Below are 24,442 nucleotides of genomic sequence, written 5' to 3' on the forward strand. Positions count from 1 at the left end.
TTGAAAACGAAATCCGCGTTCTTATCTTGCGTACAGGTATGAATATTTGGGCGTTCGGCCCGGTAAATCGGCCGCAAAAGCCGGCGTTTTCCGGCCGCAGCGCTAAAGCGATCAAAGCTAGGAGAGTATAAAAAATGGGCAAAATCATTGGTATCGACCTCGGCACCACGAACTCGTGCGTGGCGCTGATGGAAGGCAATCAGGTCAAGGTCATCGAGAACTCGGAAGGCGCGCGCACCACGCCGTCGATCATCGCGTATGTCGACGACAACGAAATCCTGGTTGGCGCACCTGCCAAGCGTCAGTCGGTTACGAATCCGCGCAACACGCTTTATGCAGTGAAGCGCCTGATCGGCCGCCGCTTCGACGAGAAGGAAGTGCAGAAGGACATCAGCCTGATGCCCTACAAGATCGTCAAGCACGACAACGGCGACGCATGGGTCGAAGCGCACGGCAAGAGCCTCGCGCCGTCGCAGATTTCCGCTGAAGTGCTGCGCAAGATGAAGAAGACCGCTGAGGACTACCTCGGCGAGCCGGTCACGGAAGCCGTCATCACGGTCCCGGCGTACTTCAACGACAGCCAGCGTCAGGCAACAAAGGACGCAGGCCGCATCGCCGGTCTGGAAGTGAAGCGCATCATCAACGAACCGACGGCAGCCGCGCTCGCCTTCGGTCTCGACAAGGCCGAAAAGGGCGACCGCAAGATCGCCGTGTTCGACTTGGGCGGCGGCACGTTCGACATCTCGATCATCGAAATCGCGGACGTGGACGGCGAAATGCAGTTCGAAGTGCTCTCGACCAACGGCGACACGTTCCTCGGCGGTGAAGACTTCGACCAGCGCATCATCGATTACATCATCGGCGAGTTCAAGAAGGAACAAGGCGTCGATCTGTCGAAAGACGTGCTCGCGCTGCAACGCCTGAAGGAAGCGGCTGAAAAGGCGAAGATCGAACTGTCGTCGACGGCTCAGACCGACATCAACCTGCCGTACATCACGGCTGACGCGTCGGGTCCGAAGCACTTGAACCTCAAGTTCACCCGCGCCAAGCTCGAAGCGCTCGTCGAAGAGCTGATCGAGCGCACGATCGAACCGTGCCGCACCGCCATCAAGGATGCGGGTGTGAAGGTCGGCGATATCGACGACGTGATCCTCGTCGGCGGCATGACGCGTATGCCGAAGGTTCAGGAGAAGGTGAAGGAATTCTTCGGCAAGGAACCGCGCCGTGACGTGAACCCGGACGAAGCCGTGGCCGTTGGCGCCGCGATTCAAGGTCAGGTTCTGTCGGGCGACCGCAAGGACGTGCTCCTGCTCGACGTGACGCCTTTGTCGCTCGGCATCGAGACGCTCGGCGGCGTGATGACGAAGATGATCAACAAGAACACGACCATCCCGACGAAGCACGCGCAAGTGTATTCGACGGCGGACGACAACCAGGGCGCCGTGACCATCAAGGTGTTCCAGGGTGAGCGCGAGATGGCCGCGGGCAACAAGCTGCTCGGCGAGTTCAACCTCGAGGGCATTCCGCCTTCGCCGCGTGGCGTGCCGCAGATCGAAGTGACTTTCGACATCGACGCGAACGGCATTCTGCACGTCGGCGCGAAGGACAAGGCAACGGGCAAGGAAAACAAGATCACCATCAAGGCGAACTCGGGTCTGACGGACGCGGAAATCGACAAGATGGTGAAGGACGCCGAAGCCAACGCCGAGGAAGATCACAAGCTGCGTGAACTGGCCGATGCCCGCAACCAGGGCGACGCGCTGGTCCACAGCACGAAGAAGGCGGTTGCCGAGTACGGCGACAAGGTCGAAGCCGGCGAGAAGGAAAAGATCGAAGCTGCGTTGAAGGAACTCGAAGACGCGCTGAAGGACAACGCGAGCGACAAGGCGACCATCGAAGCGAAGGTCGAAGCACTGGCGGCGGCATCGCAGAAGCTCGGCGAAAAGATGTACGCCGACATGCAGGCGCAGCAAGGCGCGGCGGGCGCGGCGGCAGGTGCGGCCGGTGCGGCGGGCGCGGGTGCATCGGCGGAAGCGGGTGCGAGCCAGCAGCACGATGACGTGGTCGACGCCGACTTCAAGGAAGTGAAGAAGGACTAAGCCGAAGGGCGCGTGAGTGGCGACATTCATGCGCCCTTGGTCGTTTCGCGGCGCGTATGCGTCATGCGAAGACCGGCATCGGGACGCGTCTAGCGTCTGACGTGGAACGCGCCTGGCGAGCCTGACGGCTCTCCGGGCACGTTGTTTTTAGAGGCGTCTTGCTTCGAGCCGAGTTTTGGGGCGAGGCGTCAGAGGTTTCAAGCGCGGGTCGAATGGCCCGGAGCATCTCAGAGGAACCGTCGGGTTAGAAGCGCGGCGGAATCGAACCGACATGGCGAAACGGGATTACTACGACATTCTGGGCGTCGCGAAAAACGCGAGCGACGAAGAGATCAAGAAGGCGTATCGCAAGCTCGCGATGAAGTATCACCCTGACCGCAACCCGGACAACAAGAAGGCCGAGGAGAATTTCAAGGAGGCGAAGGAAGCCTACGAAATGCTCTCCGACCAGCAGAAGCGCGCGGCCTACGATCAATACGGCCACGCTGGCGTCGATCCGAACATGGGCGGCGCGGGCGCGCAGGGCTTTGGCGGTTTTGCCGATGCCTTCGGCGACATCTTCGGCGACATCTTCGGGCAAGCCGCAGGCGGCGCGGCGCGTGGCGGCCGCGCGGGTCCGCAGGTGTATCGCGGCGCGGATCTGCGCTACAGCATGGAGATCACGCTGGAGCAGGCGGCGCACGGCTACGACACGCAGATTCGCGTGCCGAGCTGGGCCAACTGCAATGTTTGTCACGGCTCGGGCGCGAAGCCCGGCACGAAGCCCGAGACTTGCCCGACTTGTCATGGTCAGGGCCAGGTGCGCATGTCGCAGGGCTTTTTCAGCATCCAGCAGACGTGCCCGAAGTGTCACGGCAGCGGCACCTATGTTCCGGACCCGTGCACGAACTGCCACGGCGCGGGCAAGGTGAAGGAAACGAAGACGCTGGAAGTGAAGATTCCGGCGGGCATCGACGACGGCATGCGTATCCGCTCCGCCGGCAACGGCGAGCCGGGTCTCAATGGCGGTCCGAGCGGCGACTTGTATGTGGAGATCCACATCAAGCAGCACTCGGTGTTCGAGCGTGACGGCGACGACCTGCATTGCCAGATGCCCATTCCGTTCACCACGGCGGCGCTGGGCGGCGAGATCGAAGTGCCGACGCTGGCGGGCCGCGCGAGCTTCACGGTGCCGGAAGGCACGCAGTCGGGCAAGACGTTCCGGTTGCGTGGCAAGGGGATCAAGGGTTTGCGTTCGAGCATCGCGGGCGACTTGTATGTGCATGTACAGGTCGAAACGCCCGTGAAACTCACCGATCAGCAGCGCGATCTGCTCAAGCAGTTCGAGAAGTCGCTGACGGAAGGCGGCGCGCGCCACAGCCCGCAAAGCAAGAGCTGGTTCGACCGCGTGAAAAGCTTCTTCGATTGATGTGTAAGACGTGGCACTACCGGCAGCGAGTGTTGCCATGAAGACTGAAGAGCGCGGCGCGGTGTTCGCGCTGCTCGACGACTGCGAAGCGACCGCCGAACGGCGGTCGAGTCGTTTGTACACGGGATTCGTGCGCGCCCATGTCTGCGAAGACGGGCGCACGCTCGACGCCGTATGCGCGGCCATCGATGCCGATTTCCAGGGCGGCCTGCATGCGCTCGTCGTCGCGGATTACGAGTTCGGGCGCAATCTCCAGTTCGGCGGTATCGGGCGCGGCGCGGATCGTGCGTTGCGAGTGCTTATGTTCCGCGAGTGCGCGCCCATGTCTCGCGACGAAGCCAGCGCGTGGCTTGCATCGCGAGATGGCGGTTGTGAGACGCCCTCGGTGGCGGGCGTGGCGGGCATCGAGCCGAGCATCACGCGCGACGAATTCGATACCGCCATCGCCGCCGTTCATCACGCGCTGCGCGAAGGCGAGTCGTATCAGATCAACTTCACGTTCCGGTTGAATTTCGATGTATTCGGCACGCCGCTCGCGTTGTATCGGCGTTTGCGCGAGCGTCAGCCGGTGCGCTTTGGCGCGTTCATCGCCATGCCGGACGGCCGCGTGGTCGTCTCGTGTTCGCCGGAGTTGTTCGTCGAGAAGCAAGGAGCGCTTTTGCGCGCGCGGCCGATGAAAGGCACCGCGCCACGCGACTCCGATCCCGCCGCGCTTCACGACGACCCGAAGAATCGCGCGGAGAACGTGATGATCGTCGACCTGTTGCGCAACGACATGTCGCGCGTGGCGGCGACGGGCTCGGTGCATGTGCCGGCGTTGTTCTCGGTCGAGGCTTATGCGTCGGTGTGGCAGATGACGTCGACCATCGAGGCGCGAGTGAAACCGGGCGCTTCGTTCGCCGATATCGTCCGCGCGCTGTTTCCCTGCGGCTCGATCACGGGCGCGCCGAAATACCGCACGATGCAGCTCATCGACGAGATCGAGAGCACGCCGCGCGGTCTTTATACCGGCGCGATCGGCTGGCTCGATACGCGCGGCGACTTTTGTCTGTCGGTCGCGATCCGCACGCTCGTCGTGGATGCCGACGGCACGCGCGGCGTGATCGGTATCGGCGCGGGAATCGTGCTCGATAGCGATGCCGCGAGCGAGTACGAAGAGTGTCTGTTGAAGGCGCGCTTTCTGACGGGCGCGGACCCCGGCTTCGAGTTGTTCGAGACGACGTACGCCACGCGCGATGACGGTATGCGCCACGCCGCGCGTCATCTTTCGCGTTTGAAGGCGAGCGCCGCGTGGCTTCGTTTTCCGTTCGATGAGCGCAAGCTGGACGCGCAACTCGCGCAACATCGTGCGGGCTTCGAGGCGGGCGCGCCGTATCGGTTGCGCATCGCGCTCGACAAGAGCGGACGCTTTGCATTGACGAGCGCGCGGCTTGCGCCGTTGGCGTCGGATAGCGTGGATGTGTTGCTCGCTTCGGATCGCGGGTTTGCGCCGCGATACTCCGGCGACGCGCTGTTGCGTCACAAGACGACGCATCGTGCCGACTACGATCGCGCGTGGAAAGCGGCGGAAGCGGAGGGCGCGTTCGACATGCTCTTTTGCAACGAACGCGGCGAGATTACGGAAGGCGGGCGGTCGAGCGTGTTTGCGCGCATCGACGGAAAGTGGTGGACGCCGCCCATCGAGGCGGGCGTGCTGCCGGGCGTGATGCGCGCGGTGTTGATCGAAGAACTGGAAGCCGCCGAGCGCGTAATGACGACCGAAGACCTCGAGGGCGCCGATGAGTTGCTCATCAGCAATGCGTTGCGCGGCGGGGTGAAGGCGCGTCTGAGACGGTGACGGCTCGCGATCTCGACGAGCCGTCAGCGCGTCAGGAAATCACCACTCGGCTACGCTTCCATCCGCATGCCGCCAGACCGGATTGCGCCACCGGTGACCGATTTTCGCCATTTCGCGCACCTTCTCTTCATTGACCTCGATTCCCAGCCCCGGTCCTTGAGGAATCGCGACCATCCCGTCCGCATAAGCGAACACTTCGGGATTCTTGATGTAGTCGAGCAGGTCATTGCCCTTGTTGTAGTGAATGCCGAGGCTCTGTTCCTGAATGAACGCGTTGTAGCTCACGGCGTCGATCTGTAGACACGTGGCAAGCGCAATCGGCCCGAGCGGACAATGCAGCGCGAGCGCGACGTCGTACGCTTCGGCCATCGAGGCAATCTTGCGGCACTCGGTCAATCCGCCGGCATGCGACGCGTCCGGCTGAATGATGTCCACATAACCGCCCGCCAGGATGTGCTTGAAGTCCCAGCGCGAATAGAGCCTTTCGCCGAGTGCGATGGGCGTGCTCGTCTGACTGACGATATCGCGCAGCGCCTCGACGTTTTCCGACAGCACGGGTTCTTCGATAAACATCAGCTTGAACGGATCGAGTTCACGCGCGAGCACCTTCGCCATCGGCTTGTGCACGCGGCCATGAAAATCGACGCCGATGCCCACGTTCGGTCCCACCGCTTCACGCACGGCGCGCACGTTGTCGATGACGCCTTGCACCTTGTCGAAGGTATCGATCATCTGCAGCTCTTCCGAGCCGTTCATCTTCACGGCCTTGAACCCGCGTTCGACGACCGCGCGCGCGTTGTTCGCGACATCGCTCGGACGGTCGCCGCCGATCCACGAATACACCTTGATTTTGTCGCGCACTTGTCCGCCGAGCAGCGCGTGAACCGGCACGCCATGATGCTTGCCGAGAATGTCCCAGAGCGCCTGATCGACGCCTGCAATCGCGCTCATGCCGATAGGCCCGCCGCGATAGAAGCCCGAGCGATACATCACTTGCCACAGGTCTTCGATATGTCGCGGGTCTTTGCCGATGAGATAGTCGGCGAGTTCATCGACGGCGGCGGCGACGGTATGCGCGCGTCCTTCGACAACGGGTTCGCCCCAGCCGGTGATGCCCTCGTCGGTTTCGATCTTGAGGAAGCACCAGCGCGGTGGAACGATGAAGGTTTCCAGTTTCGTGATTTTCATGGACGTCTCCTAAACGGGTTCGCTATCTTAGCAAAACGCGGCTTGAAGTAGTATTAATAGTACTATTGGCGGATTGGCGGATTGGCGGATTGGCGGATTGGCGGAATCGCGGAATCGCGGAATCGCGGAATCGCGGAATGGCGGATTGGCGGATTGGCGGATTGGCGGATTGGCGGATTGGCGGAATCGCGGAATCGCGGAATCGCGGAATGGCGGAATGGCGGAATGGCGGAATGGCGGAATGGCGGAATCGCGGATTTGCTAGATGTTGGGTGGTGAGTTGGCGTAGTGGGAGTCGTGAGTAGCTTGGTGGCTAAGTGACCGAGGTGCGAGCGATGAAACAGCAGAGTGGCGAAGTCGCGGATCGGTGCACGAGCAGTCGGATGGTGGAGCGGTGGAAATATGGCGACACTCGCGCATGCACCATCCGCTATCCATGCAAAGCCGCTTTGTTCCAAGGAAACCGCTTCAGCACACTCGGCCAATGCCCGATAATCGTGCGCAAACGAGCAGGAGAACAAGATCATTCATCGCGATTTACACGGCCGCGTCGCTCACGAACTCGGCATGGCCATTTTGCGCGGCGATTTCGCGCCGCAGACTTCGTTGCCGCGCGAGGCCGAATTGATGGAGCGCTTCGGCGTGAGCCGCACGGTGCTGCGCGAGGCGCTGCGCACGCTCACATCGAAAGGGCTGATCGAATCGCGGCCCAAGGTCGGCACGCGCGTGCGCGCAAAGGACGCGTGGAATCTGCTCGATGCCGACATGCTCGACTGGTACTCGCGCGTGGCGCCGCCGCTGCAATTCGCGCTCAAGCTGCAGGAAATGCGCGAGATGATCGAGCCATACGCAGCCGCGCTCGCCGCTGACAATCACGAAGCGCAGACGCGCGAGCGGCTCACGAGCGCGCATCAGGCGATGGTCGGCGCGCAGAACGTCGACGAATGGGTACGCGCCGATCTGGATTTTCATTTGTGCGTGCTGGCCGCCTGCAGCAACGAGTTGCTGATTCCGCTTGGCGCGCTGATCGAACGCACGCTGGAAGGCCAGCTTCGGCTGAACGCGAAGCGCGCGGAGGTGTACAACGCGTCGCTTGCCGAACACACGGCGGTGTTCGATGCGATCATCGCGCGCAATGCTGGCGCCGCTCGCCGCGCAATGGCCGATCTGCTCGGCGTGACGCGGTCGCGGATCGAGAGTTGAGGCGGGCGTCGGTGGATCATCGTGCGCGATGCCGCACGGCGCACGCGCACGGCGCACGGCGCACGACGCACGGCGCGCGGCGCACGGCGCACGGCGCACGGCGATTGACGCACGACGCACGACGCACGCCGGCCAATCGGCTTTGGCGTGACGCAATCGCAGATAGCAGACAGCAGACAGTAGATCGAGGCGTACATCGGAGGCATGAACCATCTGTCCTGCGACCTCGGCATGTGTCGTCGCCGAACCGGCTGGTGTTCATCGGCAAGAAGGCAATGCGCGCCTTCTTCCTCGCACATCACACCGCAGTGACAGCGCCACGCACGCACGACCCAAACGCCCCGCTGACACCGCTACATTCAGGCAAACCATTCACGATCGCGATAAAGTGGAGCCCTTGCGCACCGCACCGAAAGCACGCCCGCATCGAAGAACCGTGCGCTAGCTCGTGAAGGAGTTTGAATGCCGCACGTCCCGACTTCGCTTGCGTCGTCGTGGGGCGCGTGGGCCGTGTTCGTCAGCGTCCTCGCGACGCAACTTGGCGTGCCGGTCCCCGCCGCGCCGATGCTGATTCTCGCCGGCTCGCTCGTCGCGTCCGGCGAGTCGTCCTTCTGGCCGATGCTTGGCGCGGCCGTGCTCGCGGTGCTCATCGCCGATTCGCTCTGGTTCGCGGCAGGCCGTCTCTACGGCCGACGCTTCCTCAACTCGCTGGTGCGCTTCTCCCTCTCGATCGACTCCACGCTGCGCACCGCGCGTCGCTGGTTCGAACGCTTCGGCGTGCCGCTGCTCGCGTTGTCCAAGTTCGTTCCCGGACTCGGGCTCGTGTCGGCGCCGTTGCTAGGCACCACGCAGATCGACGTGCGCGTGTTCGTGTTGTGGGACTTGATCGGCGCGACCGCCTGGGCCAGTTTCTGGATTCTGGGCGGCGCGGCGCTGCAGGAGCAGATCGCGCGCCTCGTCGTGCTGGTTCGCGCGAACGGCGCGACCGTGATCGATATTCTCGTGCTCGCGGGCGTCGGTTTCATTCTGTATCGATGGGTGCGGCGCGTGCAGTTTCACCAGTGGCTGGAGAAGTATCACATCACGCCCGACCAGCTCGACGCCATGATGCAAAGCGATACGCCGCCCGTCATCTACGATGCACGGCCAATCGACATACGCCGCAAGGAGCCGTATCGCATTCCGGGCGCGGTCGCGCTGGATCTCGATTCCCCCGGCCGCGTCGATCAGTTGCTGTCGGAGCACGAAGTCGTCGTGTATTGCGTCTGCCCGAACGAAGCGACGGCCAAGTCTATCTCGCGTCGGCTGCGCGCCAAGGGTTTCACCAACGTGCGTCCGCTCAAGGGCGGCCTGGACGCGTGGGAGAAGCACGGCTATCCGATCGAATCCATTCCGCCGGAAAAGCCGCACGTCGATACGCACGAAGACAGCGATATGGACGACATGGTCACGATCCGCGCGACGGCGCCCGAGTAATCAAAACTCGGGCGGTCCTGCCGCGCCGGCTTACTCGGGTGATAGCCGCAAGCGCCCATGCTCCAGGTCGGCGCTCGAATAAAAATTCAAGCGTTCCCGCCGCGCCGGTTGGCGAGCGCGATGCCCGCAAGCACCATCGCCGCGGCGACCATGAAGCGCGCGGTGAAGTGCTCGCCGAGCAGCAACACGCCGAAGGTCACACCGAAGATCGGCGTCAGAAACGAAAATACGGAGAGCCGCGACGCCATATAGCGCGTGAGCAGCCAGAACCAGGTCAGATAGCTCACGAACGCCACCACCACGGCCTGATAAACGAGACTTGCGATAGCGAGCGGCGGCAGCGCGTCGACATGAGTTTGTCCGGTGACGGCCGCGAGCGCGAGCAGCATGACCGCCGATACCGCGAGCTGATAGAAGAGCGTCTTGCTCGCACTCGTTCGCGAGAGTGACGAGGCGCGCACGACGACCGTCGTCGCGGCCCAGAAGAGGCCCGCCATGACACCGAGCGTATCGCCTGCGATGCCGCGCAAGGTCGATGCGCTTTGCGGCGCGCCGTGCAGAAAGCCATCCGCGAAGGCAAGCGCCATGCCGCAAAACGCGAGCATGATGCCGCACCACTGCGTGCGCGCAAGCCGCTCGCCGGCGACGAACCAATGCAGGCCAAGTGCGGTGAAACAGGGCGCGGTATAGAGAAAGACGGCCATGCGCGAGGCTGTCGTTAGACTCAGGCCGAAGAAAATGCAGACGAATTCACCGCCGAACAATATGCCGGCAAGGATTCCGGCGGGCAGGGTATCGTCGCGCTGAAAGAGCGGCACGCCGCGCGTGCGCGTCCAGATCAACACCAGAAAAGTGGCGATGAGCGAGCGTCCGCCCGCTTGCAGCATCGGCGGAATAAAGCTGTTCGCTTCCTTGATGGCGACTTGCTGAAAGCCCCACACGCCGCACAGCGCAATCATCACGGCGACGGCCGTGAGGTCGGGCGCGCGGCGCAGGGCGAAAGAGGATGTGCTCATGTTCACGCATCGACGTCGCACTGTTTTGGAGCGTCGATTGTGCCAGCGAAGTGGTGACGCTGCGCGTGAAAAACCAGAAGTAGCACGACGGTGATGCGAAAGCGTGACCGGCCTTACGTTCGAGCGCGATGATTACGGCCGGCTTAGCCGTGGTCGGTCATGCGCCCACAGCCTGACGTTCGAACACGCCGAGTTCGGCTTGACGACTAGCGCCGTTGTGCTCAAGCGCAGGTCGTTTGGAGGCGGTAAGCACGGTCTGCTTGAGCAAACGGCATCACTTCGCCGCTTCCGATTTCCGCAATCGCCCTGAATCGAACGTCCAACGTCGGACGTCAATCAAGAATGTTTTTCGATCAACTCGACCTTGTACCCGTCCGGGTCTTCGACGAACGCGATCACCGTCGTGCCGCCCTTCACCGGGCCGGCTTCGCGCGTGACCTTGCCGCCGGCTTCGCGGATACGGTTGCACGCGTCGGCGGCGCTGTCCACTTCCAGCGCGATATGACCATATGCCGTGCCCATCTCGTACTTCTCGACGCCCCAGTTGTAGGTCAGCTCGAGCACGCTGGTCTCGCTCTCATCGCCGTAACCGACGAAGGCGAGCGTGTACTTGTACTCGGTGTTCTCGCTTTGACGCAGCACTTTCATGCCGAGAATGCGCGTATAGAAATCGATGGAACGTTGCAGATCGCCGACGCGCAGCATCGTGTGAAGGAGTCGCATGGTGGGGTTCCTGTTGTTTGATTGCGAAAAGACGACGCGCCCGGTTCGTTTTTATCGATTGGTCGGGCGGCGCGGTTCTCGTCTCGAATTGTACCGGGCACCCGCGGCGCGCGCTGACGGGCGCTCAAAGCGCGGGCAGCAGATCCGGCGGATGATGCTTGAGCGTATGCCGGGCTTCGCGGAACTCGGGAAAGATGGATTCGACGGTTTGCCAGAAACGCGGACTGTGGTTCATCTCGCGCAGATGCGCAAGCTCGTGCGCGACCACATAGTCGATGATCGACATCGGAAAATGAATGAGCCGCCAGTTCAGGCGAATCTTGCCATCGCTCGAACAACTGCCCCAGCGCGTCGCCGCCGACGAAAGCGCATACGCCCGGTATTCCACGCCGAGCTTTCGTGCATAGACCGCGAGCTGCTCGCCGAAGATGCGCTTTGCTTCGCTTTGCAACCAGCCTTGCACGCGGTCCTTGATCTGCTGCGCATCCGCGAGTGCGGGAAGCGGCACACGCAGCACGCCGGTCTCGTCATCGAACGAAAGCGATCCCGCGCCCGCATTCAGCGCCACGCGTATGGTCTTGCCGAGATACGGAAACTGCGCGCCGTCTTTCCAGTCGATGCGCGGCAACGCGCGCTCTTCCACACGCGTCTGCCATTCGGTCAGCTTCTTGAAGATCCAGCTCTGCTTGCCGCCGATCGCGCTTTCGATATCGGCGATCGTCACCCAGCGCGGCGCGGTAATGGTGAGTCCGGTGCCATCGATGCAAAAGCCGATGGTGCGCCGCGCCGACCGCTTCAGCCGATAGTCGAGCGCGCGTGCACCCAGGACGATGCGGCGCTGACGCACGCCTTCCGGCAGTGGTGCGCTTGAAGGAGGAACTTCGCCGCGCAGAGGCGCGGGCGCCGTGGATGGCGCACAGAACTCGGGCGCATGCTCGAACGGTAGATCGAGTTGCAGGGTATCGAGCGCGACGGCGGGGCGCTGTCGCGAAGGTTGCTTCTGCATCGGCTCGGCTTTGCGCTCCCGGCGCAGGAATGACGAGAAGAACGAGAAAGGCACGCCGCGGCTCGATCGGATGCGAATGCGAACGACCGCGTCAGCGGCCAGCGCCCGCCGCGCCAGGTTCACCCGGTCGCACGTCGGGCGTCGCATAAGCGAGCGGATCGATGCGGCGCATCTCCATTTCGATCCAGCTCTCGACTCGCGTGTTCACTTCCTCGGGCGTGAGTCCGGCAGTGTCGATCGGCTGGCCAATCGACACCGTGACTATACCCGGATATTTGATGAACGAATTACGCGGCCAGAGCCGCCCCGCGTTATGCGCGATAGGCACGACCGGCGCGCCCGTCGCCACCGCGAAGCGCGCGCCGCCCGTCTTGTACTTGCCCTGCGTGCCGGTGCGTGTGCGCGTGCCTTCCGGAAACATGATGACCCACGCGCCTTCGTCCATGCGCGCACGGCCTTGCCGCGCGACGGAAACGAACGCATCGCGGCCTTGCTTGCGGTCGATATGCACCATCTTCAGGAGTCCGAGCGCCCAGCCGAAGAATGGCACATAGAGCAGCTCGCGCTTGAACACATAGCAGAGCGGACGCGGCATGAGCGCCGGAAACGCGAGCGTCTCCCAAGCCGATTGATGCTTCGACAACAGCACCGCCGGACCATGCGGCAGATTCTCCATGCCGACGATCTCGTAGCGAATGCCGACCAGATAGCGCAACACGACGATGGTCGACTTGCACCAGCCGGCCGCCATCCAGTAACGCTTGTCGGCCCGCATGAAGGGGAACGCGATGAAGCACGCGGTCGCGTACGGCACGGTGTACGCGACGAAGTAGAGCATCAACAGCAACGAACGGATGAAGCGCATGGAAGGTCAGTGATGCGGCGGCCGGTCAGTCACGATGCCGCGCGAGATAGTCGAGCGCAAAGGCGCGCAGATCCTTGTGAACGCTTAAGCCTTCGGGCAGATTGCCTTCCGCGAGCGTAATCGGTCCCTTGCCGGTCAGAACGAGATGCAAGGGAAAGCCGAGCGCCGCGCCGGCTTGCAGGTCGCGCAGCGAGTCGCCGACGACCGGCGTGTCTTCCGGGTCGATCTCGAAGCGCTCGATGATCTGCTGCAACATGCCAGGCTTCGGCTTTCTGCAATCGCATTGGTCTTCGGCCGTATGCGGACAAAAGAAGATGGCGTCGATACGCCCGCCGACTGCCGCCGTCGCGCGATTCATCTTCTGATGCATGGCGTTGAGCGCGGCCATGTCGAACAGGCCGCGCCCGATCCCCGACTGATTCGATGCGATCGCCACGCGAAAACCGGCCTGATTCAGCCGCGCGATGGCTTCGAGACTGCCGGGAATAGCGACCCATTCGTCCGGCGACTTGATGAAGGCATCGGAGTCGACGTTGATGACGCCGTCGCGATCGAGAATGACCAGTTTGCGATTCATCGTCGTCATGCGGCCAGTTTGGAGATGTCCGCGACGCAGTTCATCTGCTGATGCAATGCGTTGAGGAGCGCGAGGCGGTTGTTACGCAACGCCGCGTCTTCCGCGTTCACCATCACGTCGTTGAAGAATGTGTCGACGGGAGCGCGAAGGGCGGCGAGCGCGGTCAGCGCTTCGGTGTAGTTGCGTGCGGCGAGCTGGCTCTGCACGCGCGGCGTGACACTTTCGATCTGCGCGTAAAGGTCTTTCTCCGCTGCCTCGACGAGCAGTTCCGGATTGACCGCCGTCGGCACGCCTTGCTCGGACTTCCTGAGAATGTTCGAGATGCGCTTGTTGGCGGCCGCGAGCGATGCCGCCTCTGGCAACGAGGCGAATTCGCGCACGGCATCCAGACGCGCGACGATGTCGTCGAGACGCGTAGGATTCAGGCTCAGCACGGCGTCGATCTCGCTCGCGTTGAAGCCGCGTTCGCGCAGAAGACCACGCAGACGATCGAGGAAGAACGCGTAGATTGCTTCGGTCGAATCCGCGACTTGCGGCATGCCGGCGAATTGGCGTTGGGCCGCGTTGACGAGCTCGCGCAGGTCGATCGGCATCTTCTTTTCGAGCAGGATGCGCAGCACGCCGAGCGCATGACGGCGCAGCGCGAACGGATCTTTCTCGCCCGTCGGCGCAAGGCCGATGCCCCAGATGCCGACGATGGTTTCCAGCTTGTCCGCGAGCGCCACCGCGCAACCGACGCCGGTGGACGGCGTGTCGTCGCCCGAGAAACGCGGCTGATAGTGCTCCGAGCATGCGAGCGCCACTTCCTCCGGTTCGCCGTCGTGGCGTGCGTAGTACGTGCCCATCGTGCCTTGCAATTCGGGGAATTCGCCGACCATGTCGGTGAGCAAGTCCGCCTTCGCAAGACGCGCGGCGCGGCGCGTGAGCGCGGCATCGACACCAACGAGCGGCGCGATCTCGCCCGCGAGCGCTTCGAGACGCTCCACGCGCTGCAAGGCCGAGCCGAGCTTGTTGTGGTAGACGACGTTCGCAAGTTGCGGCACGCGGTCTTCGAGGCGCTTCTTCTTGTCCTGCGTGAAGAAGAACTTGGCATCGGCGAGACGCGGACGCACCACGCGCTCGTTGCCTTCGATGATCTCGCCGGGCGTCTTCGTATCGATATTGGAGACGATCAGAAAGCGCGAGCGCAGCTTGCCGTCCTGGTCCGTGAGCGCGAAATATTTCTGGTTGGTCTGCATCGTGAGGATGAGACATTCCTGCGGCACCTGCAGGAACTCGTCGTCGAACCGGCACTGATACACGACCGGCCATTCGACCAGCGCGTTCACTTCGTCGAGCAGCGCTTCGGGCATCACGACGCGATCTTCACCCGCGAACGCCTGCAATTGCGTGCGAATGGATTCGCGGCGGTCGTCGAAATTGGCGACGACATGGCCCTTGGTGCGCAGCGTTTCGGCGTAGTCGTCCGCGCGAGCGATCGCAACGAAGCCTTCCGACATGAAGCGATGACCGATGGTCGTGTCGCCCGCATCGACGCCGAGCGCGCCGACCGGCACGATATCGCGGCCATGCAACGCGACCAGACGCTGCACCGGACGCACGAACTGCACGCTCGCGCCGTCCGGACGCTGATACGTCATGACCTTTGGAATCGGCAACTTGGCCAAGGTTTCGTCGAGCGCGGCTTGCAAGCCTTCGGTGAGCGTTGCGCCCGGCGCCGCGTAGCGCAGGAAGAACGCTTCGGCCTTGCCGTCCTGCGCGCGTTCGAGTTCGCCAACGGGGAAGTCGGGAAAGCCGAGCGCCGCAAGCTTCTTGGCGAGCGGCGGCGTGGGATTGCCGCTCGCGTCGAGCGCGACGGTCACGGGCAGCACCTTCTCGCGCACCTGCTTTTCCGGGGCGACGTTGCGCACGTTTTCGATCAGCACGGCGAGCCGGCGCGGCGTGGCGTATTTTTCGAACGATGCCGCGCCTTCGATCAGATCGCGCGCGGCCAAACGCTCGACGATGCCTTCGGCGAAAGCGGTGCCGAGACGCGCGAGCGCCTTCGGTGGCAGTTCTTCGGTCAACAGCTCGACGAGCAGAGAAGCGGAAGTGGATTGCGTCATTGTTCTGTCGTCTCTCGTCAAGCTTGTTCGGTGTTGCCGGGATTGCTTTCGACTTTCAACGCGGGCGCCCAGGCGGGACGCGCCGCTTCCTCGCTGTCGGTGATGAGCCCGGCTGCGGCGTGCACCGGATTGCCGAGCATCGGGAAGCCGAGCGCTTCGCGCGAATCGTAATACGCCTGCGCGACGAGTCGTGACAACGCGCGGATGCGGCCGATATACGCCGCGCGCTCCGTCACGGAAATGGCGCCGCGCGCATCGAGCAGATTGAATGTGTGGCCGGCCTTGAGCACGAGTTCGTAGGCGGGCAGCGCGAGCTTCGCTTCGATCATCTTTTTCGCTTCGGCTTCGTAGCTATTGAAGAAGGTGAAAAGCAGATCGACGTTCGCGTGTTCGAAGTTATACGTGGACTGTTCGACTTCGTTCTGGTGATAGACATCGCCATACGTAAGGCGCCGCAGTTCGCGGCCATTCGGGCCGTCTTCCTGCCATTCGGTCCAGATGAGGTCATAGACGTTATCGACCTTTTGCAGATACATCGCGAGACGTTCCAGACCGTAGGTGATTTCGCCGAGCACCGGCTTGCAGTCGAGACCGCCTGCTTGCTGGAAGTACGTGAACTGCGTGACTTCCATGCCGTTCAGCCAGACTTCCCAGCCGAGCCCCCAAGCGCCGAGCGTGGGATTTTCCCAGTCGTCTTCGACGAAGCGCACGTCGTTCTGCTTCAGATCGAAGCCGAGCGCTTCGAGCGAGCCGAGGTAGAGATCGAGGATATTTTCCGGCGCGGGCTTGAGCACCACTTGATACTGATAGTAGTGCTGCAGGCGGTTCGGGTTCTCGCCATAGCGGCCGTCCTTGGGGCGGCGCGACGGCTGCACGTAGGCGGCACGCCACGGTTCCGGGCCGATGGCGCGCAAAAACGTATGAACGTGCGAGGTGCCGGCGCCGACTTCCATGTCGATCGGCTGAAGAAGCGCGCAGCCCTTGTCGTTCCAGTAGGACTGCAGCGTCAGGATGATTTGCTGAAAGGTGAGCATGATTGCCTTTGATGCGGACCGGACGCGGCCGTGGACGCAGACGTCATGGTGCTCGTGACGGCACGGACCCGAGGCTCGGCGGAATACCGAAACTCTCGATTCTAGCGTATGGCGGGGTGGGGGAGCTTGCGTATGGGTTGCCGAGCGCGGATAAGGTGTCGGACCGATCCCATGCGCGGTGAGCCTTCGCGTGACTCGGTAGCTTGGATCGATGCGGCGCGCGCACCGGCATGAGCGCATGCCGCAGTCGCATTTACGAGCGTTTTCTCCCCGGCGCAAACGCAAATGCCAACGCCAGCAACAACAGCGAAACGGCAATCACGGTGACGTTCCCGCTCGTCACATAAGGCGTGCGCCCCGACATTCCCTGCACCGTCGCCTCCAGCACGCCTGTCGTGAACGTCGGCAGACGCGAGACGATATCGCCGTTCGCCGCGATCACCGCGGTCATTCCCGTGTTGGTCGCGCGCAGCATCGGCCGGCCGGTTTCGATCGAACGCATGCGTGCGATCTGCAAGTGCTGGTCGAGCGCGATCGTATTGCCGAACCACGCGAGATTGGTCGAGTTCACCAGCACGCCCGCAGGCGCTTCCTGCTCGCGGATCGTATGCGCGATCTCTTCGCCGAAGATGTCCTCGTAACAGATATCGACGGCTACGGGCTGGTTATGCACGAAAAACGCCTTCTGCGCGATCGGCCCGCGCGCGAGATCGCCGAGCGGAATGCCCATCAGTTGCACGAACCAATGAAACCCGAGCGGCACGAACTCGCCGAACGGCACGAGATGATGCTTGTCGTAGCGATAGACATCGAGCGTCCCCGGCGTAATGCCAAAGAGACTGTTTGTGAAGTCGGTCACGCGGCCATCGGGCAGAACCGTTACGCCAATTGCACCGAACAGGATCGATGACTTCGTATTGTCGGCGAAGCTGCGAATCTTGGCGGCGAAATCATGCGGCACCTGAACAGCCAGCACCGGCAGCGCGGTTTCGGGTGTCACGATGAGATCGGCGGGTTTCTCCGTGATGAGCCGCTCATAAAGCGCGAGCGATGCATCCACGCCCGCCTGTTCGAACTTCATCTCCTGTTTGACATTGCCTTGCAGGAGCCGCACGGTGAGCGGCGCGTTGGCGGGCGTCGTCCATTGCACGAGCGAGAGCAGCATGCCGGCGACGATCAGCGCGAGCGCAACCGCGCCCGGTACAAAACGCGCAGCGCGCGCTCGGCTGACTTGATAGACCGTTTGAACGATCAGCGCGGCGACGAGCGCCAGCACCCATGCAACGCCATATACACCGACGACCGAACCGAAGCCCGCGAGCGGTCCATCGACTTGCGCATAGCCGCTTGCGAGCCAGGGAAAGCCCGTGAACACGAGCCCGCGCAACCACTCGCCGATAGCCCACGCGCTCGCGAAGGCGAACGCGCCGTGCCAGGTGGGCACGTAGCGCGACGCGGTTTCGATATCTTGCACGGTGGCCGCGTCTTCATCGCCGAAACGGGCGCGCCCTGCGACGAGCGCCCAGAGCGCGCTCGATAATGCCGGATACATCGCGAGATACAGGCAAAAAAGCGCGACGGCGGCCGCCGCGAGCGGCGCGGCCATGCCGCCGTACACATGCATGCTGACATAGAGCCACCACACGCCCGTGACGAAATTGCCGAAACCGAACGCCCAGCCGGTTGCCGCCGCGCTCTTCCAACTGGTCGCGCGTGAGAGCCACGCGAAGAACAGCGTGAAGAGCACGAGCTCGATCCAGCCGCCATGCGGCGTCGGCGCGAACGAAAGCGTGTTGGCCGCGCCGAGCACGGCGGCCACGAGGTAATGCCAGAAGGGAAGGGCGCGGGGCGTATTGCCGGTTGCGGATTCAGATGCCGCGCGTCGGCGCGAGAGAAGACGGAACGATGAGTCGGTCATGGAATACGTGGTTGACGGCGGAGCCGTGCGGGAGCGGAGGTGTGGTCGTGGTTTGCGATCGAGACTTTATCAATCGCGCACCCCTCAATCCCGCAGCTCATCCTCGTCATCGGCATCATGCCGGCGATGCTGCGCCACGCTCGGCACGCGCCTCACGAGCAGCACGTGAATCTGCCGCGCATCGCCACGCAGTATCTCGAACACGAAGTCGTCGATGCGCACCTTCTCGCCGCGATGCGGCACGCGCCCGAAACGATGCGTGACGAGCCCGCCGATGGTGTCCACTTCCTCGTCGGAAAAGTCGCTGCCGAATTGCTCGTTGAATTGTTCGATGCCCGTCAGCGCGCGCACCCGATACTTTCCGTCCGGCGACGCGATGATATTGCCCGCTTCCTCGTCGAAATCGTATTCGTCCTCGATATCGCCGACGATCTGCTCCAGCACGTCTTCGATGGTGATGAGGCCCGCGACGCCGCCGTATTCATCGACGACGATGGCAATGTGATTGCGGTTCACACGAAAGTCGTGCAGCAGCACGTTCAGACGTTTCGATTCCGGAATGAACACGGCGGGGCGCAGCATGCCGCGCACATCGAACTCTTCTTCCGCGTAATAACGCAGCAAATCCTTCGCGAGCAGGACGCCAATGATGTTGTCGCGATTGCCCTCGAACACCGGATAGCGCGAGTGTGCTTTTTCCAGCACGAACGGGATGAATTCCGCGGGCGTTTCGGCGATGTTTATGGCGTCCATCTGGGCGCGCGGCACCATGATGTCGCGCGCGCAGAGATCGGACACCTGAAAGACGCCTTCGATCATCGAAAGCGAATCGGCGTCGAGCAGGTTGCGTTCGTGCGCGTCCTGCAGCACTTCGAGAAGCTCGTCGCGCGACTCGGGTTCGTGCGAGATGAAGTCGGTCAGGCGTTCGAGCAACGAGCGCTTTTCCGGCGGTTTTTCGGAGTGTCGTCGACTGGGATAGGGTTCGTTCATAGCGGAGCGCCCGGGAATGCCCGGGCGCGTTTTAGCGGAAAGTTAAGCATACACCAAGGAAAATAGCGGCCGGGGTGAAGCGGCGCGCGCGCTTCTTCTGCGAAGGAGATGCTAGCCGAGAATTATGCGAGATGTGTGTCTCGTGCGCGGATTGGCCATCCGGACGATCTTCGTACGATGCCCGAGCGCGCGCCTTCACTCCGCGTTTTGCCCCTTGCAGCGCCGCAACAGCGCTTCCAGCGCGCGGTCCGGCATGCCGCTTTCGCGCAGCGCCACGACCGTGCGGCTCACGTAATCGAGCGTCGTGCCATAACGGCCGCTCGCGCAGCCGAGCACGGTCCGAACGATCGGGTCCGCGAGCTTGCCTGTGTACGACACCACGTCGCGACGCATCACGAAGGCAAGCGCATCGACGCGCCGGCCGTCGATCAGCGTGCACGGCAGCCACGCGGGACGGTACGAGCCCATTGCCATTTCGCGTCGCCAGAGCACTTCGAGATGTTCGTGCGCCTCGGTTCCGGACAGGCGAAACGCCATGCCGGTGCACGAGCCTCCGCGATCGAGCGCGAGCACGAGGCCCGGCTGTTCCGGCGTGCCGCGATTCACGCGCGACCACAAGTAGAGCCCGCGATGATAGCCATGCACCTTGCCGCGCACGGCTTCGAGCGTCGGCAAGCCGGGGTTCCAGATGAGCGATCCATAGCCGAAAAGCCAGATGTCGGATTTGCCGTCCCAATCGGCGAAAGTCACCGCGCGCGAGGCGGCGAGCTCCTCGTCGGTGAGAAGCGCGGAGTTGCCCAGCACCGGCGGATAGTCGGGGCACGGCGTGGCGGGTTCGTAAAAGGGCGTGGGTTCAGGCGTCTTGTCGTTCACGGCGCGTGGCAAGGCATCTCGATGAAGACCGGGGATCAGACGAGCGGCACGTAGGGATCGGTGAAACCCAGAGACTGCATGATATCCGTCTCGATCGATTCCATCTCTTCCGCCTCGCTTTCGACCTCGTGGTCATAGCCTTGCGCATGCAGCGTGCCATGCACAATGAGATGCGCATAATGCGCGGCGAGCGGCTTGCCTTGCTCGGCGGCCTCGCGCTCGACGACCGGGCAGCAAAGAATGAGATCGCCGGCGACCGGATCTTCTTCCGACTCGGCATAGGCAAAGGTCAGCACATTGGTCGCGTAATCCTTTTGCCGATACGTCCGGTTCAGCATGCGGCCTTCTTCTTCATCGACGAAACGCACGGTCAATTCGGCGTCCGCGAAGAGCGAAGCCTTGATCCAGCGCGCAACCGTCGCACGCGGCAACAGCGCCTTGTGCGACGGATACGCTTTCGCGGCAGGAAACTGCAGCGTCAAAGTGAGGCGAGGCATGACTTCACTCGGACCTTTGCCGCGCTTCCGCGATTGCCGCATCTTTTTGCGATTGCGCGTCGTAAGCCTCGACGATACGCGCGACCAGCGGATGGCGCACCACGTCCGCCGACGTGAAGTGCGTGATCGCGATGCCGCGCACTTCCGCCAGCACATGCTGCGCTTCGATCAGGCCGCTCTTGTGTCCGCGCGGCAAATCGACTTGCGTGGTGTCGCCGGTTACGACCGCCTTCGAGCCGAAGCCGATACGCGTGAGGAACATCTTCATCTGTTCGGGCGTGGTGTTTTGCGCCTCGTCCAGAATGATGAACGCGTGGTTCAGCGTGCGCCCGCGCATGTAGGCGAGCGGCGCGATTTCGATCATCTGGCGCTCGAACATCTTGGCGGTCTTGTCGAAGCCGAGCAGGTCGTAGAGCGCGTCGTAGAGCGGACGCAGATACGGATCGACCTTTTGCGCGAGGTCGCCCGGCAGGAAGCCGAGCCGCTCGCCCGCTTCCACGGCGGGTCGCGTTAGCACGATGCGCTTGACCTGATCGCGTTCGAGCGCGTCCACCGCGCAGGCAACCGCGAGATAAGTCTTCCCCGTGCCCGCCGGCCCGATGCCGAAGGTCACGTCGTGCGCGATGATCTGCTTCAGATAATCGCGTTGCGCGGGCGTGCGGCCACGCAAATCGGCGCGGCGCGTGTAGAGCTTGGGACCGTGGTCTTCTTCGTCGCCCAGGTCGATGGTGGCGCTGGGTTCGTCGAAGGGATGGTCCGGATCGCCGCGAAAACGCGGATCAATCGGCGCTTCTTCTTCCTTCGCCTTCGCGCGGCGCGTTGCGTGGCGCGCTTCGACCAGCGCGAGCTGGATATCGTCCACCGAGAGCGGATCGCGCGCGCGGTTGTAGAAGTTTTCGAGCGCGGTAAGCGCGACCTTTGCGCCACGGCCGCGAATGGCGATCTTGTGGCCGCGCCGCGAAAGCGTCACGTCGAGCGCCTGCTCGATTTGCCGCAGGTTCTCGTCGAGCGGGCCGCAGAGGTTGGCGAGCCGCGCGTTGTCATCGCGCGGAGCGGTGAATTCCAGATGCTGCTGAGGAGCGTTCTTCAAGGCGAAGGGGGTGTCCTTAACTTAGTTGGCCAACTCGGGCGTCGCCGCCGTATCCGGCGCGAGCACCAGTGCGCCGCGCAACGAGTGCGGGTACGCGTGATTGATCTCGACGTCGATCATTTGGCCGATCAGGCGCTTGTGAGCCGAAAGCGGCGCCGGGAAATTGACCACGCGATTGTTCTGCGTGCGTCCGGCGAGCTCGCTCGGGTCCTTGCGCGACGGGCCTTCCACGAGAATACGCTGCACCGAGCCGAGCATGGAATTGCTGATCTTGACGACGTTTTCCTCGATAGTCGCCTGCAAATGTTGCAAGCGCTTGAGTTTGACTTCGCGCGGCGTGTCGTCGTGCAGATTCGCGGCGGGCGTGCCGGGACGCGGGCTGTAGATGAACGAGAAACTCGTGTCGTAGCTCATCTCGTGAATGAGCGCCATCATCTTGTTGAAATCGTCTTCGGTTTCGCCGGGGAAGCCGACGATGAAATCCGTCGACAGCGAAAGGTCCGGGCGAATGGCGCGCAGCTTGCGGATCACCGATTTGTATTCGAGCACGGTATAGCCGCGCTTCATCGCCATGAGAATGCGGTCGGAACCATGCTGCACCGGCAAATGCAAATGGCTCACGAGCTTCGGCACCTTGGCGTAGGTATCGATGAGGCGCTGCGTGAATTCCTTCGGATGCGACGTCGTATAGCGAATGCGCTCGATGCCCGGCACTTCCGCGACATACTCGATGAGCGTGGCGAAGTCGGCGATTTCCTGCGAACCGAGCGTCAGCGCGCCGCGATAAGCGTTCACGTTCTGGCCGAGCAGCGTGACTTCGCGCACGCCCTGGTCGGCCAGGCCGGCGATTTCGGTGAGCACGTCGTCGAGCGGGCGCGAGACTTCCTCGCCGCGCGTGTAGGGCACGACGCAATAGCTGCAATACTTGCTGCAGCCTTCCATGATCGATACGAACGCGCTCGGGCCTTCGACGCGCGCGGGCGGCAGGTGATCGAACTTTTCGATTTCCGGAAACGAGATGTCCACCTGCGCGCGGCCGGTCGAGCGGCGCTTGTCGATCATGGCGGGCAGGCGATGCAGCGTTTGCGGACCGAACACGAGATCCACGTAAGGTGCGCGCGAAACGATGGACGCGCCTTCCTGGCTCGCGACACAACCGCCTACGCCAATCAGCAGATTCGGGTTTGCTTCCTTCAATTCGCGCACGCGGCCGAGGTCGGAAAACACTTTTTCCTGGGCCTTCTCACGCACCGAGCACGTGTTGAACAGGATGACGTCCGCATCTTCAGGCGTGTCGGTCTTGACGAGCCCTTCCGCCGCGCCGAGCACGTCGACCATCTTGTCGGAGTCGTACTCGTTCATCTGGCAGCCGAAGGTCTTTACATATACTTTCTTGGTCATGAATGGTCGCCGGTCGCAGTGGTTAACCTGGGGGCGCTAAAAGAGATTGAGAGGGTTTTGCGCGTGAGTGCCGCGCTTTTGCAGCAATCTGCACGGCTTCTACTTGTAATTAGGCCGATATTATAGCTCTGGCGACAAATCCTGACGAAGCCCGACGCGCTCGGGCGGATACGCCAGATCGCCAAGCAGTTCGCCCGTGGTCGTCTCGAAGCGTTCGATCAGAAAATCCAGCAGCACGCGCACGCGCGGCGCCATATATCGATTGGCGTGGAAGAGCGCGTGTACGGGCGCTTCGTGCGTGCACCAGTCGGGCAGAATCAACTGCAGCGCGCCCGAGCGCACGTCGGCGGCAATGTCCCAGATCGACTGATGCGCGATGCCATGTCCCGCCAGCGCCCACGCGCGCGCGATGGCGCCGTCGTTGGTTTCCCAGGCATCGGCGACGGGCAAGGTGTAGGAATAGCGCTCCTCGCCGCGCACGAAAGCCAGTTCGTTGAGGGTTCCCGCAGCGGTGAAAATCACGACGAAGTGGTGCCCGGTTAGTTCGGCGGGCGTGTGCGGCACGCCTTTGCGCGCGAGATAGTTCGGCGACGCGCACAGCACGCGCCGATTCGGCGCCAGCGAGCGTGCCGTGAGCCCGCTGTCCGGCGGCGCGCCGAAGCGAATCGCCAGATCGATTTCCTCCTGCAGCAGATTCGACACCGAGTCCGACAGCGTGAGCGCGAAGCTCACGTCCGGATGCAGGCGGCTGAAGTCGTCCAGCCAGCCGCGCAGCATGTGCCGGCCGAAATCCGACGTCGCGGAAATGCGGACTTTGCCGCGCACGCGATTTTGCCCGGCTTGCAGCGCCGCTTCGGCGTCGTCGATAGCCTGCAGCGCGATACGGCAATGCTGCAAGTACAGCCGCCCTTCGTCCGTCAGGCGCAATTGGCGCGTGGTGCGCTCGAAGAGCCGCGCGTGCAGCGCTTTTTCCAGCTTGATGAGCCGCGCGCTCGCCGCCGCTGGCGACAAGCCGAGTTTGCGTCCCGCCGCCGACAGGCTGCCGAGCGTGGCGGCTTCGGTGAAAAGGCGCATGTCGCCTAGCCGATCCATTGTCATCTTCAAATCCGGTTTGACAATGATTCAAAGGCTAGCCC

20 protein-coding genes are annotated in these 24,442 nt (G+C 62.9%); 5 read left to right on the forward strand and 15 right to left on the reverse strand.

Annotated features, from left to right (window positions below; genetic code table 11):
- The first annotated feature begins 134 nt into the window (after positions 1 to 134).
- The 3 genes from dnaK (at position 135) to pabB (ending at position 5,344) form a co-directional block, all read left to right on the forward strand.
- The gene (gene dnaK, locus QCE79_RS01925; protein ID WP_250463099.1) at positions 135 to 2,099 is read left to right on the forward strand and encodes a molecular chaperone DnaK; all 1,965 of its coding nucleotides are present in this window, start codon (positions 135 to 137) and stop codon (positions 2,097 to 2,099) included.
- 271 nt (positions 2,100 to 2,370) lie between these two features.
- Entirely contained in the window at positions 2,371 to 3,507 is a 1,137-nt protein-coding gene (gene dnaJ, locus QCE79_RS01930) for a molecular chaperone DnaJ (RefSeq protein WP_244827046.1), read from the forward strand.
- 37 nt (positions 3,508 to 3,544) lie between these two features.
- Positions 3,545 to 5,344 (forward strand): aminodeoxychorismate synthase component I, encoded by a 1,800-nt coding sequence (gene pabB, locus QCE79_RS01935; RefSeq protein ID WP_309841406.1) that lies wholly within the window; start codon positions 3,545 to 3,547, stop codon positions 5,342 to 5,344.
- Positions 5,345 to 5,383: 39 nt separating this feature from the next.
- On the opposite strand, the gene dgoD is transcribed toward pabB, so the two are convergent.
- Positions 5,384 to 6,532, reverse strand: coding sequence for a galactonate dehydratase (gene dgoD / locus QCE79_RS01940; protein ID WP_244827048.1), 1,149 nt, complete (start codon positions 6,530 to 6,532; stop codon positions 5,384 to 5,386).
- A gap of 522 nt (positions 6,533 to 7,054) precedes the next feature.
- On the opposite strand from dgoD, the gene QCE79_RS01945 reads away from it, so the two are divergent.
- Both QCE79_RS01945 and QCE79_RS01950 read left to right on the forward strand, forming a co-directional pair.
- A complete protein-coding gene (locus QCE79_RS01945; RefSeq protein ID WP_309845125.1) occupies positions 7,055 to 7,735 on the forward strand; it encodes a FadR/GntR family transcriptional regulator in 681 nt (226 codons plus the stop codon).
- A gap of 462 nt (positions 7,736 to 8,197) precedes the next feature.
- On the forward strand, positions 8,198 to 9,211 hold the full coding sequence (locus QCE79_RS01950) for a DedA family protein/thiosulfate sulfurtransferase GlpE (RefSeq protein WP_244827051.1): 1,014 nt from the start codon (positions 8,198 to 8,200) through the stop codon (positions 9,209 to 9,211).
- 86 nt (positions 9,212 to 9,297) lie between these two features.
- Here QCE79_RS01950 and QCE79_RS01955 read toward each other — a convergent pair whose 3' ends face one another.
- From QCE79_RS01955 to QCE79_RS02020, 14 genes are all read right to left on the reverse strand, one after another.
- Positions 9,298 to 10,227 (reverse strand): DMT family transporter, encoded by a 930-nt coding sequence (locus QCE79_RS01955; protein WP_309841411.1) that lies wholly within the window; start codon positions 10,225 to 10,227, stop codon positions 9,298 to 9,300.
- Positions 10,228 to 10,563: 336 nt separating this feature from the next.
- Positions 10,564 to 10,950: a lactoylglutathione lyase gene (gloA, locus tag QCE79_RS01960; protein WP_244827053.1), complete on the reverse strand. Its 387-nt coding sequence runs from the start codon at positions 10,948 to 10,950 to the stop codon at positions 10,564 to 10,566.
- Positions 10,951 to 11,074: 124 nt separating this feature from the next.
- Entirely contained in the window at positions 11,075 to 11,956 is an 882-nt protein-coding gene (locus tag QCE79_RS01965; RefSeq protein WP_244827054.1) for a M48 family metallopeptidase, read from the reverse strand.
- 91 nt (positions 11,957 to 12,047) lie between these two features.
- Positions 12,048 to 12,821 carry a 1-acyl-sn-glycerol-3-phosphate acyltransferase gene (locus tag QCE79_RS01970; RefSeq protein WP_244827055.1) on the reverse strand — a complete coding sequence of 258 codons (774 nt, stop codon included), beginning with the start codon at positions 12,819 to 12,821 and terminating at the stop codon, positions 12,048 to 12,050.
- 25 nt (positions 12,822 to 12,846) lie between these two features.
- Positions 12,847 to 13,407, reverse strand: a complete 561-nt coding sequence (gene gmhB / locus QCE79_RS01975) for a D-glycero-beta-D-manno-heptose 1,7-bisphosphate 7-phosphatase (RefSeq protein ID WP_309841414.1) — start codon at positions 13,405 to 13,407, stop codon at positions 12,847 to 12,849.
- Positions 13,404 to 15,503, reverse strand: coding sequence for a glycine--tRNA ligase subunit beta (gene glyS / locus QCE79_RS01980; protein WP_309841417.1), 2,100 nt, complete (start codon positions 15,501 to 15,503; stop codon positions 13,404 to 13,406). The genes gmhB and glyS overlap by 4 nt, the downstream gene beginning before the upstream one ends.
- A 17-nt stretch (positions 15,504 to 15,520) precedes the next feature.
- Positions 15,521 to 16,537: a glycine--tRNA ligase subunit alpha gene (gene glyQ, locus QCE79_RS01985; protein ID WP_244827058.1), complete on the reverse strand. Its 1,017-nt coding sequence runs from the start codon at positions 16,535 to 16,537 to the stop codon at positions 15,521 to 15,523.
- A gap of 253 nt (positions 16,538 to 16,790) precedes the next feature.
- Positions 16,791 to 18,455: an apolipoprotein N-acyltransferase gene (gene lnt / locus QCE79_RS01990; protein ID WP_309841423.1), complete on the reverse strand. Its 1,665-nt coding sequence runs from the start codon at positions 18,453 to 18,455 to the stop codon at positions 16,791 to 16,793.
- 84 nt (positions 18,456 to 18,539) lie between these two features.
- The gene (locus QCE79_RS01995; RefSeq protein ID WP_244827060.1) at positions 18,540 to 19,445 is read right to left on the reverse strand and encodes an HlyC/CorC family transporter; all 906 of its coding nucleotides are present in this window, start codon (positions 19,443 to 19,445) and stop codon (positions 18,540 to 18,542) included.
- Between the two features lie 195 nt (positions 19,446 to 19,640).
- Positions 19,641 to 20,318, reverse strand: coding sequence for a gamma-glutamylcyclotransferase (locus tag QCE79_RS02000; protein ID WP_244827959.1), 678 nt, complete (start codon positions 20,316 to 20,318; stop codon positions 19,641 to 19,643).
- Between the two features lie 35 nt (positions 20,319 to 20,353).
- A complete protein-coding gene (gene ybeY / locus QCE79_RS02005; protein ID WP_250463125.1) occupies positions 20,354 to 20,815 on the reverse strand; it encodes an rRNA maturation RNase YbeY in 462 nt (153 codons plus the stop codon).
- A 4-nt stretch (positions 20,816 to 20,819) separates the two neighbouring features.
- On the reverse strand, positions 20,820 to 21,905 hold the full coding sequence (locus tag QCE79_RS02010; RefSeq protein ID WP_250463127.1) for a PhoH family protein: 1,086 nt from the start codon (positions 21,903 to 21,905) through the stop codon (positions 20,820 to 20,822).
- Between the two features lie 21 nt (positions 21,906 to 21,926).
- Positions 21,927 to 23,306: a tRNA (N6-isopentenyl adenosine(37)-C2)-methylthiotransferase MiaB gene (miaB, locus tag QCE79_RS02015; RefSeq protein WP_244827063.1), complete on the reverse strand. Its 1,380-nt coding sequence runs from the start codon at positions 23,304 to 23,306 to the stop codon at positions 21,927 to 21,929.
- A 120-nt stretch (positions 23,307 to 23,426) separates the two neighbouring features.
- Positions 23,427 to 24,398, reverse strand: coding sequence for a LysR family transcriptional regulator (locus tag QCE79_RS02020; protein ID WP_404989355.1), 972 nt, complete (start codon positions 24,396 to 24,398; stop codon positions 23,427 to 23,429).
- Positions 24,399 to 24,442: the final 44 nt, after the last annotated feature.

It is taken from the genome of Caballeronia sp. LZ003, from assembly GCF_031451465.1.
In the GTDB taxonomy this organism is placed as follows: domain Bacteria; phylum Pseudomonadota; class Gammaproteobacteria; order Burkholderiales; family Burkholderiaceae; genus Caballeronia.